The 17,129-nt window shown below is 47.6% G+C and carries 13 protein-coding genes; 4 read left to right on the forward strand and 9 right to left on the reverse strand.

Annotation, left to right across the window (positions count from 1 at the left end):
• Positions 1-79 precede the first annotated feature (79 nt).
• Positions 80-730 (reverse strand): metal-dependent hydrolase, encoded by a 651-nt coding sequence (locus NFHSH190041_RS14585; protein WP_261922492.1) that lies wholly within the window; start codon positions 728-730, stop codon positions 80-82.
• 431 nt (positions 731-1,161) lie between these two features.
• On the opposite strand from NFHSH190041_RS14585, the gene NFHSH190041_RS14590 reads away from it, so the two are divergent.
• Positions 1,162-1,905: a sporulation protein gene (locus tag NFHSH190041_RS14590; protein ID WP_261922493.1), complete on the forward strand. Its 744-nt coding sequence runs from the start codon at positions 1,162-1,164 to the stop codon at positions 1,903-1,905.
• 87 nt (positions 1,906-1,992) lie between these two features.
• Here the strand turns inward: NFHSH190041_RS14590 and NFHSH190041_RS14595 are convergent, their stop codons facing one another.
• The 7 genes from NFHSH190041_RS14595 to NFHSH190041_RS14625 form a co-directional block, all read right to left on the reverse strand.
• Positions 1,993-4,113: a TonB-dependent receptor plug domain-containing protein gene (locus NFHSH190041_RS14595; RefSeq protein WP_261922494.1), complete on the reverse strand. Its 2,121-nt coding sequence runs from the start codon at positions 4,111-4,113 to the stop codon at positions 1,993-1,995.
• A gap of 96 nt (positions 4,114-4,209) precedes the next feature.
• On the reverse strand, positions 4,210-5,019 hold the full coding sequence (locus NFHSH190041_RS14600; protein ID WP_261922495.1) for a class I SAM-dependent methyltransferase: 810 nt from the start codon (positions 5,017-5,019) through the stop codon (positions 4,210-4,212).
• Positions 5,009-5,788: an ABC transporter ATP-binding protein gene (locus NFHSH190041_RS14605; protein WP_261922496.1), complete on the reverse strand. Its 780-nt coding sequence runs from the start codon at positions 5,786-5,788 to the stop codon at positions 5,009-5,011. Before NFHSH190041_RS14605 ends, NFHSH190041_RS14600 begins: the two co-directional genes overlap by 11 nt.
• Entirely contained in the window at positions 5,788-6,786 is a 999-nt protein-coding gene (locus NFHSH190041_RS14610) for a FecCD family ABC transporter permease (RefSeq protein ID WP_261922497.1), read from the reverse strand. Before NFHSH190041_RS14610 ends, NFHSH190041_RS14605 begins: the two co-directional genes overlap by 1 nt.
• Position 6,787: 1 nt before the next feature.
• Complete coding sequence (locus tag NFHSH190041_RS14615) at positions 6,788-7,822, reverse strand: ABC transporter substrate-binding protein (RefSeq protein ID WP_261922498.1); 1,035 nt, start codon at positions 7,820-7,822, stop codon at positions 6,788-6,790.
• Positions 7,823-8,045: 223 nt separating this feature from the next.
• Positions 8,046-8,387, reverse strand: a complete 342-nt coding sequence (locus NFHSH190041_RS14620; RefSeq protein ID WP_261922499.1) for a zinc ribbon domain-containing protein YjdM — start codon at positions 8,385-8,387, stop codon at positions 8,046-8,048.
• Positions 8,388-8,573: 186 nt separating this feature from the next.
• The gene (locus NFHSH190041_RS14625) at positions 8,574-9,146 is read right to left on the reverse strand and encodes a porin family protein (protein WP_261922500.1); all 573 of its coding nucleotides are present in this window, start codon (positions 9,144-9,146) and stop codon (positions 8,574-8,576) included.
• Between the two features lie 235 nt (positions 9,147-9,381).
• On the opposite strand from NFHSH190041_RS14625, the gene NFHSH190041_RS14630 reads away from it, so the two are divergent.
• The 3 genes from NFHSH190041_RS14630 to NFHSH190041_RS14640 all read left to right on the forward strand — a co-directional run bounded on the left by NFHSH190041_RS14630 (position 9,382) and on the right by NFHSH190041_RS14640 (position 14,252).
• Positions 9,382-10,542 carry an iron-containing alcohol dehydrogenase gene (locus NFHSH190041_RS14630; protein ID WP_261922501.1) on the forward strand — a complete coding sequence of 387 codons (1,161 nt, stop codon included), beginning with the start codon at positions 9,382-9,384 and terminating at the stop codon, positions 10,540-10,542.
• A 525-nt stretch (positions 10,543-11,067) separates the two neighbouring features.
• The gene (locus NFHSH190041_RS14635; RefSeq protein WP_261922502.1) at positions 11,068-13,695 is read left to right on the forward strand and encodes a TonB-dependent receptor plug domain-containing protein; all 2,628 of its coding nucleotides are present in this window, start codon (positions 11,068-11,070) and stop codon (positions 13,693-13,695) included.
• Positions 13,696-13,886: 191 nt separating this feature from the next.
• On the forward strand, positions 13,887-14,252 hold the full coding sequence (locus NFHSH190041_RS14640) for a DUF333 domain-containing protein (RefSeq protein ID WP_261922503.1): 366 nt from the start codon (positions 13,887-13,889) through the stop codon (positions 14,250-14,252).
• A 201-nt stretch (positions 14,253-14,453) separates the two neighbouring features.
• Here the strand turns inward: NFHSH190041_RS14640 and NFHSH190041_RS14645 are convergent, their stop codons facing one another.
• Entirely contained in the window at positions 14,454-17,003 is a 2,550-nt protein-coding gene (locus NFHSH190041_RS14645; RefSeq protein ID WP_410010880.1) for a TonB-dependent receptor, read from the reverse strand.
• Positions 17,004-17,129: the final 126 nt, after the last annotated feature.

The raw sequence follows: 17,129 nt of genomic DNA on the forward strand, positions 1-17,129 counted from the left end.
AATGTGCTGCATTTAAGTCTTAACAATCAAACTAACTTCACTGTACCAACGAGCTTATTTCAACAACCATTTATCACGCTTAAAAGAACAAATGATGATGAGTTAAAGTAAAATGAGGCGCGATATAAAACAGTGCAATAATAATGGCAATTTGGGCAGTACTGATCACTGGGTTTCTGAATGAAATTAATTTCATCGCAGTACCTAAAGATGATTTAAATCTCTTTCCCTTCACATCGATACTATACATCTCGTCTAATACTAAATGGACGATACAACCACCAAATAAGAATAATCCTGATAGCCAAGCGATATCATCGCTCAATCCTAACAAGCTAACAGCATTAGCCATTGCGATACCAATTAATACTGCAAAGGCAATAGAGTGGCAGCATCCCCGGTGCACCGAAAATTTATCAAATATATTTTTAATGACAAATTGTACAACCAAAAACATCGCCAACATATTCACTATCACCATAATGGGTAATGACGATTTACTGAGCAAATACCCACAGGTTGCGGCACAGAAAAATGCCAATACCAAAAACACCACTTTACTGGATGTAGAATGCCCTGAATCAATATCTGGTGCTAAACCGCCGATAGTGCCTAAAAAAGCCAACCAAACCGTTGTTCTGATATCAATGTTCCCGACAACAAATAATCCTGTAGCCCCAGCGACAGATGCAACCGCAGCGACATTTAAATGCACTTTAAAATTAGCCATAACAATCTCGGTAAATATAATCTAAATTAAAAAAGCGGTTGATTTACCGAAAAATAAAATATCACCAGCTGATTTACTAACAGTTTAAATCGATCGTTTCTTTTTTATCCTTAATACATAATAAAAACAAACTTAAACAATGAATATAAATAACAATAAGAAATATAAATAAACAATAATGGCCGAAAAACAACGCCAAGGTTAACTAAATGTGTAATCTCACGGATTTAACTTTCAAGCGTATCAAGCCCCATGTTAACCATAAGTTTCACTTACTGCTTCTCCTAGAATGTCCATCGCAAAACAAGCTGAATGGCCACCAAAATCAGCGCGTTAATTTACTGACTTTGCTTTTTTTTTATGGTTTAGTTATTCCAAGTATTCCGGTTCATTGAACCAGGTGCTACGGCATTACATTTAAGGAGAACACCATGTTCAAGAAGATTCTCGCTTCTGTTGGCATCGGGGCGGCTAAAGTTGATACGATTTTGCAAACTGAGCACCTACTGCCAGGGCAGCGTTTCCATGCTGAAATCGTGATTAAAGGCGGCGATGCACCACAAGAGCTGTCAGGACTGGAACTGGCGTTAATGACCAAGGCTAAGGTCGAAAGCGATAATGGTAGTTATTTTAAAAACCAAGTCATCCAACAGTGGCACCTGTCGGACAGAAAAACCATTCAACCAGGGGAAGAAATCCGGTTGCCTTTTACGGCTCAACTGCATCCAGAAACCCCTATCACCGAATTACCGGTGCGACATAATCAATCTGTAGTGTGGTTGGCAACCGGATTAAGTATTGATCTGGCGCTTGATGCCTCAGACAAGGACTTACTCTATATCTATCCCAATGAGGCGGTAAAACATTGCTTAGGCGTGATGGAGCGAGCAGGATATCAAATGATGAAAGCAGATGTGGAGCAAGGTTTTCTCAGTGCCCCGGGATTTCGCTCCAACTCAGGGATTTATCAAGAACTGGAATATCGTCCAAACAGTCTCAGCTTATTTGGTGTAAAAGAAGTAGAACTATCATTTGTGCCAGAAGCGAACCAAACCCATGTGCTGATTGAATTAGATAGGACCTTTAGCCGAGATGGCTATAGAACGCTAACCATTCCCCATACCGCAACCGGATTGGAACAGGTTCGCTACCAATTAGAGCAGTTACTGCGTTAACAAACAGAGCATCTAACTGGCATCAGGCAATCTGATTGCTGACTCAGCAAAAGGCGATCACATAATCGGTGATCGCCATTGTTCAGCTTAATGGCCGAAACGATACTCTACCCCTAACCAGAAATTACGCCCCTGCTCAATATAACCTTCTGAATAAGCATACTGTCGATCAAACAGATTATTCACCGATGCATTGAGCTGTAACCCATCTAATACTTGGTAATCTACCCGCATACCCGTGACAGCAAATCCGGCCGCAATCTGTGAGCCATCAGTATTACTGTATGCTTGGCTACGGGCTTCTTGAGTCACAGTCAAAGTTAAATCCGTTAGTGGTTGCAATTTTAACCAAGCAAAACCCTGGTGATGTGGCAGATTGGTGACATATAAATCCCCTTGCTGCACATCACTGTTGATATAGCTATAACTTATCCCTAATGAAATTCCATCAGTCAGCTCGCCATACAGCCCGAAATCCGTGCCAAAATAATCCACTGCACCGCTATTTCGGTTCTGAATCGTAGTGGCATTGACGGTATGTGACAAAATGGCGTCAGCAATACGGTTGTAGTAAGCACTGGCTTCCAATTGCCACTGTTCAGCAATCGGTGCCCGATAAGTTAAATCCACATTACGGGCCCGCTCAGGCAATAAGTGAGGATTTGGCAACACCTGCTTATGATCTTTGGGTTTATGGGTTGAATAGCGTTCCTTCAACGTCGGGAAACGGCTACGGTCGGCATAGGATAGCTGTAATTCATCCCCATCTTTCAAGCTATAACGGGCCATTATCTGTCCATTAAACGCATGTTGATCATTATCAGGGTAATGCTGTAACTGCCCTGTTTTATCATGCTTATATGCCTGTAAACTATGGCGCTGATCGAAACTAATACTGCTAACGAGATCCAAACTCTCTATAATGCGCCATTGATATTCGGCAGCATAGGACAAAGTGCGGTCCCGATACTTATCATAAGGCCCTGATAGCTCTTTTTGTGCACGGTGTACATCATCTTTCCAGTGCAACGCAAAGGCTAACTCATCTGCTTGGCGTAATCCGACACTCAACTGCACACCAGCACCATTGCTGTAATCATCATAGTGGCTATACATCATGCCAGGTTTAGCCCCCTGACTACCGGGCTTATGCCCACTTTGCTGCTGTGATTGCCCCGGCTTGTTACCACCCGCTTTTTGGGCAGATTGATGAGGCAGCTTCCCACCGCCTGATGCCAATTTCGCTTTTCCCCCCATTTCCATCAATAGGGTGTTAACGAAATTATCATGGTATAAGCGGCTTTTCAGTGTCAACCGCTCTGCCAGCTTGGTATTTCCGTGATAGTAAAAACTGTCTTTATTATATTCTGGCCAATGCCAGTGACCGCCCTTCACATGAGGATTATTACCCGCATAAGGTGGCACATCTTTACTGCCATGCTGGCTGACATAAGTCAGCACATATTCATCCGATTGATTAGGTGTCAGGCCCAGTTTTATCACCCCTCGGTTATCGTGCGTAGCAGAATAGGCACGCTTGCCATCATGACCGGCTTTATCATTATCAACGCCATGGGGCAGCCCCTGAAAATCCTGACTCAGCCGGTTTCCACTTATCTGCACATAACCCAGTTCATTTCGGCCTCCGATAGCCCCTTCCAGGCTATAAGCATTACTCTTTCCCCCAGTCCAACTATTACGGGCATTGATATGGGCAGATAACCCCGGCTTTGGCTTACTGGTTGATAGATTAATGGCCCCGCCCATCATATTGGGGCCCTGCAGTAATGAGGCATACCCTTTAGAGACCTCGATAGAGGAAAGATCGGAGGCCAAGAATCGACCTAAGTCCAAATTGCCGTCATAAGGGATATAAATAGGGATACCATCAAAGAAAAGTGGCACTTGTCGACTGTTAAACCCACGCACGCGAACCTGCTGTTCATTACGGCGCCCGGCATTGTTCAGCGCAACCCCAGGGATGGTATTAAGCGCCTCAGCCACATTGTGTAAATCAAAATCATGAATAGCTTGCTGGCCAATACTGGTTTGAGTCGAGGCAACTTCAGTTCCCCAAACCACCAGCATTTCCAATGGTGCTTGCGGGTCAGATTCAGCCCCTAACTGAGACTCAGGAGCAGCCACTCCTGACTGACTCGTCAATAACAAGGGTAATAAACAGCCAAGCTGTGCCAGTTTCATCATCATCTCCAGTCGTTATATACTTTTTTATATAATGGTTTTTAATAAAAATGCGGCAACCAACGCTGCCGCATTCTGCGTTTAGATAGCTTTACTTAGCCATCAATCCAAATCGACTTTATCCCAATACACCATTGCCCAACTGCGATCCCCTGCCAGTAACGGTTTACCAGGCTGTTTATGGCTGTCATAAAACTGACGTAAAGCCATTGTTTCTGCTTCAGATAACCCGCCTAGAGACCAACTGACACTGTGCTCAAAATCCTCATAACTGTTATCTCGTCCTTGGCAGTTTAAACTGGTGATGTAATCGACCTTGGGGTGGATCCCCATCTGCTCCAACACAGTAACGGCATATAAATAATTCGGCAGGGTCACCACTTCCCGACCTATGGCGCGAATAATGCGAGGATCGATAAATGTCGGGGATACTGTATGGGTGGTATACACCCGTAACCGAGCGTGTTGATTCAGCTTATACATGGCGGCGTGTAAATCCCCCACAAGGGTGGAGCGGGAAGCAACCGCGATATCACACACAGGTATATCCTGCCAATCATCTTCCCAGGCTCGCTGCAGCAGATTGACATTACCCAGCCCTAACTGCACCGCCCGCCGACGGCAGACCGTCAACATCTGCGCACTGTAATCCACCCCGTATACCTGCTCAAAACGATCTGCGGCAGCAAGACAAATCGACCCGGGGCCACATCCCATATCCAATAGGGTGTCAGCGCCGGTTAAGTCCATCATGGCTAAAAAATCACGGATATAAGGATCATTGGGATTTGCACAGCTGACTGCCATTTCTTCTGCCCGTTTATCCCAGTGATCCGACGTTTTATGGCTGCGGTTAGCCTTTTTCAGATGGGCCTGATACATGGCGGCAAAGTCAACATCTTCAATAATCATCTCTATATCCTTGCGCTCCGGCTCCATTGCCGGACATATGTTGAATAATACAATCTTCACTGACCCCGTAGAGGCCGGCCAGATGGGCTGGCTGCAGCAACTGAGCCCCACTGCCCTGACGAGCAGTACCATCGCGCTCCAATGTCACGACAGTATCCGCTGTCAGCTCAGCATGCCGGGGATGATGGGTCGACATAACCACAGCAATCCCCCATTGTTTTAGCCGCTTAACTTGCTCCAACAACCTAATTTGATTGCCGAAATCTAAACTGGCAGCGGGTTCATCCATCACCAGTAACTGGGGTGCCTGTAACAAGGCTCTGGCGATCAGTACTAATTGCCGCTCACCACCACTTATCCGGTTTACTGGCTGAGCCGCCAACGCTTCCAACCCCAGCCACCCAAGAATTTGGCGGGCTCGCTTCTGCTCCCGACGACCCGGCGTACCAAATAAGCCAAGCCGTGGCTGACAGCCCATTAGCACCATATCCAATACAGAAAAACCAAAGCGGCACTCTACTGACTGGGGTACATACCCCACTAAAGCGGCCAAACTCAGTGGCGTCAGCGTTTCAAGTGGTTGGCCGGCAATACGTATTTGCCCGCACAGGGGCTGCTGCAGCCCCAACAGGGTTTTTAACAATGTGGTTTTGCCTGCACCATTACGGCCTAGCAAACAAAGGATTTGCCCGGGTGCCAAGCTGATATCCATCTCCCGGCACAAACAATGCTGCCCATACCCGATACTCAGATCTGTCAGCTGCAGCATCAGTTTCGCTCTCCCCGGATCAGCAATAAGACAAAAAATGGTGCGCCCAGACAGGAAGTTAATATGCCAAGGGGGATCTCTATGGTGGTCATACTGCGGGCCAACGTATCCGTCAGCAATAATAAACTGGCTCCGGTTAACATGGTGCAAGGCAGCAAACGACGAAAGTCTGGCCCTACCAACAATCTGGCAATATGCGGCACCACCAATCCTAGCCAGCCGATAATGCCGGCCAGCGAGACGGCCGCGGCGGTCAATAATGTCGCACAGGCAATAAACAACAAGCGGGTACGGGCGACATCCAGCCCCAAGGTTTTAGCCTCATCATCAGGTAAACTTAATAGATTCATACGCCAGCGCATTAGCATCAGGGGTAACAAGCCGATCAGCAGAGCAGGCAAAGTGATAACCACATCATGCAGGCTGATCCCAGACAATCCTCCCATCAGCCAAAAGGTGATAGACGGTAATTGACTGTAAGGATCTGCCAGCAACTTAAACAGGGAAATACCCGCACCACACAGTGCAGATAGTGCTAACCCAACCAAGACCAAAGACAATACTGGATCGCCCCGCCGGCTCAGTTTGGCAACACCACAAACCAAGGTCACCATCATTAGTCCGGTGACAAAGGCCAACAACTGAATCACCAACATAGATTGCCCCAGAAAGATACCCAATACCGCGCCTAAACCTGCGCCGGCGGATACCCCAAGAATATCTGGTGAAACCAATGGATTACGAAACATTCCCTGGTAAGCTGCGCCAGCGGCGCTTAATCCGGCCCCTATCACAATGGCCGCAAGGATACGGGGCAGACGCAAATGCCAGAAAACCTGATCGACAACAGCCAGCGTGTCATTGTGCTGACCGGTAATACATCTCACCAATAACTGACCTAAATCCTGTGGCGTAATGGGGAAATGGCCGCAACACAATGCCAATAAGATGCAACTAACAGCCACAGACATCAGTAGCGGTGCCTTTATTTGTTCCATTTCAGGCATCCAATAACTGTGCAGTCTGCTGTAGTGACAAGTCTGTCTGGAAAAAGTCCTGCATAAATGTCTGGATTAATGACACTGTGGCAGGCTGAATAGCAGCACCATTGATCAAATAAGATTGTAATAACTGCAACCCCAACAAACGGTTAATACCAGGAGGAAAATCCAGCCAGCCAAATGGTCGTTGAGGAAAAGCAAAAAACTGCCCCTGCTTCACCGCAGGTAGACTCTGCCAAAGCGGATGGTGCTGCATATCACGAATAAATTGAGGATCTTGAGCAATAATACAGTCAGGTTGCCAAGCAATAATCTGCTCTAGTGACACCTTGCCTAACCCATGAAATCCCTCAGCACTGACGACATTCTCCAGCCCTAATAACTCCACCGCCTGAGTGTGAATAGACCCCGCCGTGCCCGTTTCTAATCCATTTGCACCCCGAGCGAAATAAAACCGCCGCCCATATTGCTGACGGGAAAATTGCGTGGCCTGAGATAATATCTGTTCCGCTTTCGATGCCAAAAACTCAGCCCGAGGATGTTCACCTATCAACGCCCCCAGCTGCCGGTACTGCGTTGGGGTATCACTGAGTTGACCATCAACTAATACACAGGCAATCCCTGTCTGGGCGGTCAAACGCTCAGCCAAAGAACGATAAGTCGTATTCACCGTGCCACAATCAACAACCAGATCTGGCTGCAACTGCAGCAACGCCTCCAAAGACAATTGGGTATTTTTACCCGACAAGCGGCCCAATTTAGGCTTTTGATAACGTTGCGGCATAAATCCGGCCGCCACCAGCGCTTGAGGTGAAATATTGGCATAACCCAGCAATTTATCTGGGCAAAGAGACATCAATAGCAGATCTGCTGGTCCACCCGCGCTGATGATACGTCTTATCCCCGCAGACGCAGCATTGGATGTTCCAGTGGTGACCAGCAGATCCCGCTTTGAGCCAGCCATAACAAACGACGGCAAACATGTTACCCCCCCCAGGGCAAAACAGGCCTGCAAAAATTGACGTCTATTCAATGGCGACTCCTTTCTTGTGGTTACTGCAAAACGTTATATACATATCTATATAACGATGCAGAAATTAATATCACCTTAGGCTAAAGTCAATCATATTTGTCAGAGCACATACTAAAACAATGGATGGAGTCGATCTGGGTCACATTAATTACGGACAAGAGACAAACAAAAGGCGAGCCCTAGGCTCGCCTTTTGTTGATCAGCTATTTTGCAAGCAGGTTTATTAAACCTTTTTTACAAACTCTGATTTCAGGGACATGGCACCGATACCGTCAATCTTACAATCGATATCGTGATCACCGTCAACCAGACGGATGTTCTTCACCTTGGTACCCACCTTAACCACAGAGGAAGAGCCTTTAATCTTCAGATCTTTAATCACAGTAACAGTATCGCCATCCTGCAGGATGTTACCGTTAGAATCCTTGATTACACGCTCATCTTCAGCAGCCTCGGTAGCACCGCCTTCAGTCCACTCATGGGCACACTCCGGGCATACCAGCATGGTGCCGTCAAAATAGGTGTATTCGGAGTTACATTGTGGGCAATTTGGAAGAGCTGACATTCGAAACCTCTGTGTCGTTCAATAAAGCGCGGTATTCTATACCATCGCAGCGTGCTGTGGCATTGAAAATCACCAACACAAGATTAATATACGTTAATAATCCAGTTCAGATCACGCTTACCCCATTGAATCATTCAGTTAGCTGTGGCAAACACATTGGCATGTGCTCGCCTATCACCGACTCGATCAGAAACGGTAATTCAGGCCAAAGAATACATTTTTCACTGTTAACTTTTGTACCGGCACATACTGGTATTCAAGATTAACTCCCAAACCATTATCAAACTGATATTCCCAACCAGCTGCACCATAGAAGTCTACCCCGCTGTGATGCTCATCAATTTCCTGCTTATTAATAATTCGATTATAAGTCAACCGGTTGGCACTCAACCCTAGCTTGGCATAAAACAAGTTTGACTCAGATGCATGAACTTGGGCATAGGCTGCAGTTCGGATACCTGCATAGGCAAAATCCTTTGCATCACCTTCAGATGTCAGTAAGTTAGAAAATACTGACACTACGCCACCTTGACCACCAAAAATACCAGCTTCAATACCAAAATTATCATCGGTCATATAACGGTAATAGCTATCCAGCGAATAATTATCGCCCCCCGTATTTTCGCTGCCTGCTTGATCAAATGTCTGGCTGCCAATAGCAAAACCCCCACCGATAACTTGATTTGATTGTGCCAATGCTGGTGTTGCTGTCGATAACAGCGCCAATAAAGCTCCCCAGGTCACAAACTGTTTTTTCACTTTTTACCCCTGATCACAAAAGGTTAATTACAAGAAGGATTAACTAACGAATAAAGCTATTTGTAAGCAAATGTAACACAAAACAGCCTAACATCAGAGATAAAGCCAAATGCTTAAACATCAGCATTGATATATCACAAAAATTCTCTCAATCGATTGAGTCAATAACCACTTCTTTTCCTGATAGACAAACAGGCATAGAATATTCAGCAGACAATATTGCGAGGATGTAACAATGCAATTTCACTATGCCAATTCCACTGAGATCCTATTTGGTCAAGGTCAAATAGCACATCTAGGGCAAATGATTAAACCCAATAGTAAAGTATTGGTGATGTACGGTGGCGGCTCTATCAAGCGCAATGGTGTATATGACCAACTCAAGCAAGCTTTAAATGGTTACCAATGGCAGGAATTTGCCGGCGTCGAGCCTAATCCGACCAAAGAAACGCTGGATAAGGCTGTGGCTCAGGTTAAAACTGCTGGCATCGACTTTATTCTCGCGGTTGGTGGCGGCTCAGTGATTGATGGCGCTAAATATGTGGCCGCAGCCGCCTGCTACAACGGTGATGGCTGGGATATTCTGACCCGTAAATACAAAATCAATGCCGCCATTCCTTTAGGCGCAGTGCTGACCCTACCTGCTACTGGCTCAGAATCAAATTCTGGCGCCGTGATCACTAAAGCTGAAACCCATGACAAGCTGAGCTTCCTGTCGCCTTTTGTGCAACCGGTCTTTGCCGTGATGGATCCAGACACCATGAAAACCTTGCCAGAGCGGCAACTGATTAATGGTATTGTCGATGCTTGGGTACATATCTGCGAGCAATATCTGACCAAGCCTATCGGCTATATGGTTCAGGATGGCTATGCCGAAGCTCTGCTGAAAAACCTGTTAGCACTAGGCGCACAATTTGCCGAGCGTGATAACGATTTATGGCGCAGCAACTTGATGTGGACTGCCAACCAAGCCTTAAATGGATTAATCGGTGCCGGAGTCGAACAAGACTGGTCAACCCATGCCATGGGCCATGAGCTAACCGCATTATATGGTGTTGATCATGCCCGCTCCTTGGCCATCATCCAACCATCGCTATTACGCAATCAGTTGATGTTTAAGCAAGGCAAACTGGAGCAAATGGGCCGCAATGTGTTCCATTTAGCCGAAGGGGATGACTTGGCACTGCGAACCATTGATGCCATCGAAGCCTTCTATCATCGCCTTGGGGTTGCAACAGTATTAACCGCTGATGATCGCCAGGGACAGACTAAAACAGATGCTATCGATGCCGTCATGGCACAACTGAAAAAACATGGCCTCAATGCCATGGGGGAAAATCATGCCATTACCCCAGATGCCAGCCGGGCAATTTTAACCGCCGCTATTGCGAGTTAATCTCCTTGCCGATTGTGCGATAACCATTTAGCACAATCGGCATGTTTTAGTTGTATGCGGCATAACGAACAGTGATTAATACTGTCAAGCCAGCATGCCACCTCAGTGAAAAGCATTGTTAAAATCCTGTGCCAATACACAATAAAATTTAGCCATAAATCCCACAAAACGACCAATAGACTATTAGCGCTATAGTCCAAAAAAATTCCATTAAAATACAGCTAATAAAAAATCATACTTGCCATTTTTAGCCAGCATAACCCTCCCGGTTCTCGTTGATTTTATGCTTTCGTTCCTCACTGAGAATAAGGCTCTCTCCCCACTAAAAACCCTAAACCCAAGGTCAGAAATTCAATTAGGCAAAAAATTACTGACAAACAAACCTTTGACTGACGGAAAAGATACAAAACAACATCTATTGTTACTTTTTTATTAACAGAAGGTTTAATTTAAGGTATTAGTATGTGCGCACTATCTGCTCAGCAGGTTATGCCAATAATTGCGAACTAAAGACCAGGGAACAGCATGAACATAAAATATACCGGCCTGTACAAGGCAATGGTGCTGGCGTTAGCGTCAGGCACCGGGGCGATGGCAATGCCCGGCGCAGCTTTTGCTGAAGAAACGAATGCAGCAAAGGATGAAAATATTGAGAAAATCGCTGTCGTAGGTACCCGGGCAGCCCCCCGCTCCGTCACCGATTCTCCTGTACCGCTGGATATTATCAGCGGGGATGAATTTGTCCGTCAGGGCAATACTGATCTTAAATCCCTTCTTTCCAGCGTCACCCCTTCTTTTAACGTCAATGACCAACCCATTAATGATGCATCGACATTAGTGCGACCAGCTAACCTACGGGGGCTGGCATCAGACCATACTCTGGTCTTGGTTAACGGCAAACGTCGCCACCGTAGTGCCGTGATCACCTTCCTCGGTGGCGGGCTATCAGATGGTGCGCAAGGGCCGGATATTTCCAATATTCCAGTATCAGCCCTGAAACAAGTGGAAGTTTTGCGTGACGGCGCAGCGGCGCAATATGGCTCTGATGCCATTGCAGGTGTGATTAACTTTGTGCTTAAAGATGCCGATGATGGCGGCATGCTGGAAGCCAGATATGGCCAATATTATGAAGGCGACGGCGATACTGTGCAGTTTGCCGGTAACATCGGCTTGCCTTTGAGTGAAAATGGCTTTGCTAACTTCTCTGCCGAATACCGCACCGCAGACGACACTTCACGCAGTGTCCAGCGCGGCGATGCTCAGGGGCTAATTGACGCCGGTAATATTTATGTACCGGTACCTGCACAGATTTGGGGCACGCCAGAAATCAAATCAGATTTTAAATTTCTCGGTAATTTCGGGCTAGATTTGAATGATACTGATCGTGCCTATATGTGGCTCAACTATGCCAAACGGGATATCGACGGTGGTTTCTATTACCGTAATCCCCACACCCGGGGCGGTATTTTTGATGGCGGTATGAAAGATACCGGTCAGGTTGACGCTAATGGGGATGCCATTTTGGCTCAGACCCTGCTCATTGCAGATTTAACCCCGGATGATGGTATCGCCTGCCCCATTGTCTTTACCGGTGGTAATGTGCTGAATAACCCAGCTTTCCAGCAGGTACTGGCCGATCCAAACTGTTTTGCCTTTAATGAAATCGCCAGACTACAGGGCGGCTTTACGCCTCGTTTTGGTGGCGAAGTGACAGATATGTCCATGGCACTGGGCACGGAAGGTGAATGGGGTAACGAATGGAATTACGATATCAGCGCCAGCTTAGGTTACAGCAATATCGACTACTCCATTTACAACACCATCAACCCATCATTGGGGCCGGATACCCCCTTTGAGTTCAGTCCCGGTTCCTATACCCAGATAGAACAGACCTATAACTTTGATGTCAGCAAGCCCATTGATATTGCAGGCTGGAATGACCCGCTCAATTTCGCAGCCGGTCTTGAATACCGTCGTGAAACCTTTGAAATTGAAGCCGGTGATGCCAACTCTTTTGCTATCGGCCCATTAGCTTCCCAAGGCTTTGGTATCGGCTCAAACGGTTTCCCAGGCTTTAAGCCGGAAGATGCTGGCTCATGGTCACGCTCCAATTGGGCAGCCTATATCGATGTGGAATCTTACCTCACTGAAAACTGGCTGATGACAGCTGCCGTCCGATTTGAGGACTTCAGTGACTTTGGCACCACGCTGAACTGGAAACTATCCACCCATCTGCAGTTAAACGATACTTGGGGCCTGCGTGGTGCAGCCAGCACCGGCTTTAGAGCGCCAACGGTCGGCCAGAGCAATGTGCGTAACGTGACCACCGCCTTTACTGAAAATGGCTTGGAAGATCAGGCAACACTGCCGCCAACCAACCCCATTTCTGTTCAGAAAGGGGCGCAACCGCTGGAACCAGAAACATCGGTTAACCTCAGTGCCGGGTTAGTGGCAGAGTTTGAAAGCGGTGTGTACATGACAGTGGATTATTTCCATATCAAGTTGAAAGACCGTTTAAGCCAAACCTCACCACTGGCGTTGACCCAAGCGGATATTGATGCCCTGCTCGCCCAGGGAATTAATGATGCCACCAGCTTCTCCAGCGTAAAATATTTCACCAATGACTTTGATACCACAACCCAGGGTGTTGACTTGGTGGTGAACTACAGCATGGATCTGTTCGGCGGTGATACCAAGTTTGCCCTGGCCTATAACTGGACGGATACCACGGTTGATGCTCGAACCCCGACGGGTGTAGATGCCAATGGCAACCCCACTTACAACATCAATGATGCCAAAGTGGAAATGCTGGAAGATAACCTGCCAGCCCATAGATTTACCTTTACTACCGACTGGCGTTACCAGGATGTCGACATTCTGGCTCGGGTGAATTTCTACGGTAAATACTATGAGGATCACCTGGATACCGGTGGTGAGCTGCCCATTTATGCTGGCAGCGAAGTCACGCTGGATATGGAAGCCACTTATCACTGGAACGACAGTTTCAGTACTTCGCTTGGCGCCCAGAACCTGCTAGATAACAACCCGGACGTCAACCCATGGAAAACCATCGTCGGGTCCTTGTACCCAGCAACCTCGCCAATGGGGATTAACGGTGGCTTCTACTATGTCCGAGCTAACTACGTCTTCTAAACGGCTTGGAAATAGACCATAAGCTGGACTGACTCAGCTCAGGTTAAATTAAAAAGCGCCCACGGGCGCTTTTTGTTTGCCATAACATGGATTTATATCCGATGCATTGCTGCCTACCACCGTGCGCTCTATACTGCCCGGCACCATGCCGATGAAAACCATCAGCAGTAGACTCAAACCGGAGAATGAATATGGCCGCAAACATCGCTTTTGCCAGAGTAAACATAGCGTTCGGCTCAATGGTTTGTCTGGCGCTATTAGGTGGATGCAGCGCCACGGACGCTACGGGTTCACACAATGCCCAAGCGCACAGCGCGACGAATATGCCGCAGCATCAGAGCCAAACTTCACACCCTCACCTTATCGGCATGCCAAATCCAGCAGCGGTATTTTGTGAGCAAATTGGCGGCCAATACCAACTAATTGATACCCCGCAAGGGCAGGCCGGACAATGCTTTTATCTGGGACAAAACTATGATGCCTGGCAACTGTTTCGTAGCCACCATCAACCAACAGGAACACAAACCTCGCCAGCAGAAAACCACCAGCAACAATAATGATGCGAAGAGGCTTATTATGCCTTGCGAATATCTCGTACTTAATAACGGTTCCCCTCGGCATACCCCTTGAAATAATCTGAGTCACAATCTCCGTGACACAGCATAAAACGAAAAAATCCGCCTGCCAGCCGAAGCTGAGCAGACGGATAAGGGGAATTAAATCCATTGTATTATGTCAGCATCTGACATCAATGCGGTTTAAAACCTAAAGCTCACACCAGCATATATTTGCCGGCCAATCGTGTCATACACCTCTGGTACTGTGCCAGCTTCATTGCCACTTGCCACCATAGGCGGCTCCTCATCGGTCAGATTTTTCACCCCAAGGCTGGCACTGTAAACATCATTGAATTGATACCGGGCTGAAACATTGTGGTACAGCACACCATCAACCTTGTCGCCATAATTAATATCATCCATGGCACCAATATAACGGTTGGCATAAATCAGTTGCCAATCACCCTGTCCGGCCTGCAGACTAAAATTATTTTTCAGCTTGGCATAGCCACCATACATGCCACCGATGGTGCCGGTATAATCCACGCCATCTTGCTCAAACTGCAACAAATAGGTCAAATCGTTACGCACCTGCCAGTCCAGTCCGCCAAGGGCAAACACATAGAGCAGATTCATATCAACGCCACTGGTATCCTGATAGCCAACATTGGTCAGCGGGTTGGTCAGATTAGTTAAATTTCCGTCCGGCCCGATATTAAAGGTTTCGCAGGCACTGGTGTCACCGCCATGACAAGCGTTCAACCCCGCCTGGACATCCAACCGGGCAATGGCATCTTTGATTTTAAAGCGCCAGTAATCCACTGTGACTGACATGCCATCAAGATAGCGTGGAGAATATACCAGTCCGGCAGTGTAAGACTCGGACTGCTCAGCCTTCAGATCCGCATCTGAGGTGTAATTCACCAAAATCTGTGCATCTTCCTCATTACCCCAAGGATCCGTTAAATAGTCATAGGAGCCGGAGTTACCACCATATAACTCACTGACATTAGGCGCTCGAAAACCGGTTGCCGCTACGGTGCGCAGCATCAGTTCATCACTGGCTTCATATGTCAGGCCAATCTTCCAAGTCGTTGCTTTACCGAATGTGGAATAGTCATCAAAACGTAGGGCAAACTCACCGGTCAAAGCATCGGTAAATGGCAGACTGATCTCCTGAAACACCGAAATCACATCATAACTGCCATCAGTTGGATCCTGCTGCGCCGCAGTCCCATCACCCGCCACAATCACAGGGTCAGGCGTGTAATAACCACTGTCGTGACGGTATTCCGCCCCGACAGCAAAGGCTGCCATTCCGGCCGGTAATTCAAACAATTCGCCGCTAAGTAGTGCCGCAGCGATATGTTGCTCATTGCCGCCCTCAGTTTGTTCCAGATAACTAATATCATTGATAATACTTGGATCTAACGGCTCACCGCTGAACCAAGGATTACTGCACTCTGAACCACTACATTCACTGTCATAGATGGATTGTGCCATCTTGGTGGCATTAATGGAGTTATGCACCCAAGTCGTGGCACTGTTGTTGCCATAGGTATAAGACAGCTCCCAATCCATAACACTGGGTAAATCCAACTGACCACTTAACCCGGCCGACACCCTCAAGGTATCCGTGTCTTGTTCATAAATCCGGTTTCCCGCATCTGTCATCCGGCGACGGTACTCGACTCGACCTTGCTCATCCGGGGTGATGCCACCGATAAGCATCTGCTCTGTCAGGGTGATACAGTCACTGGTAGTATCGTCATCACACACATCCAGCATGACTGACGCGGGCTGAGGAGCCATCATCTGCTCCGACTGCCGCTTGGTATAAAGCAGATCCCCATTAAAACTGATACCTGAATCAAATTCATGCAGTGCGTTGGCAAATACGCTGTATTTGCTGCTGGGCGTCTGCAGCCAGCTTTCTTCGGTGTAGTCATAGCCTTCACTACGAGCAACCCAGTCATCGCCATCCCTGACTTTGCCATCTAGGCTACCGCCGGGCACAAAGGAGCTTGCCCCGGGTGGCACCCAATCGCGATCTGCCTGCATGACCCCTTGTCGATCACTGTAAGCCAACCCTAGGGTATAGTTACCTCGCTCAGTGCTGAAGCCATACAGGGCACTGAGCTCCACATTTTCGCCATCACCTTTATCTGTCGCGCCGCCATTAATATCAAACTGGAAACCATCAAAATCCTTCTTGGTAATAATATTCACTACCCCAGCGATAGCATCTGAGCCATAGACTGCTGATGCCCCATCTTTGAGAATTTCGACCCGGGCAATCATAGCGACTGGGATAGTATTGAGATCCACCGCACTATCTGCTCCAGAGCCAGAATTGACCATACGACGTCCATTGAGCAGCACTAAAGTCCGGTTCGCGCCCATACCGCGTAAATCAACTTGGGCAATACCATCTGCCCCATTATTCGTGGTGGCCCCTACGGCCATCCCCGCCATTGCCGGCTGAGCCTGCAGTACCTCATCCACAGATTGGTATCCCTCAGCCCGAATGGTATCGGCATCAATGACGGTTACCGGCGATGCAGTTTCCATACTCTGGCGACTGATCCGCGAACCTGTTACCGCGATACGTTCCATCGCCTGACCGTTATCAACAGTGCTATCCATTGTATTAGCGGCGCTAGCGGTATGAGTCACCGTCTGATTATTAGCCTGGCGAGCGACATCATTTGCCGTTGCCTGTTCGGCCCAAGCTTGGGGTAATGTCAACATGGATACCGCGCCAATCATACCTGTGGCGCAGGCCAGCGAACTGAGCTTATGCGTCATCTGGGGTCTCCCTGAATTATCTGTGTGCTGAATCGTGATACCGACATCCCTGATACCGGCTCGGCAACT

The organism is Shewanella sp. NFH-SH190041, from assembly GCF_024363255.1.
GTDB lineage: Bacteria > Pseudomonadota > Gammaproteobacteria > Enterobacterales > Shewanellaceae > Shewanella.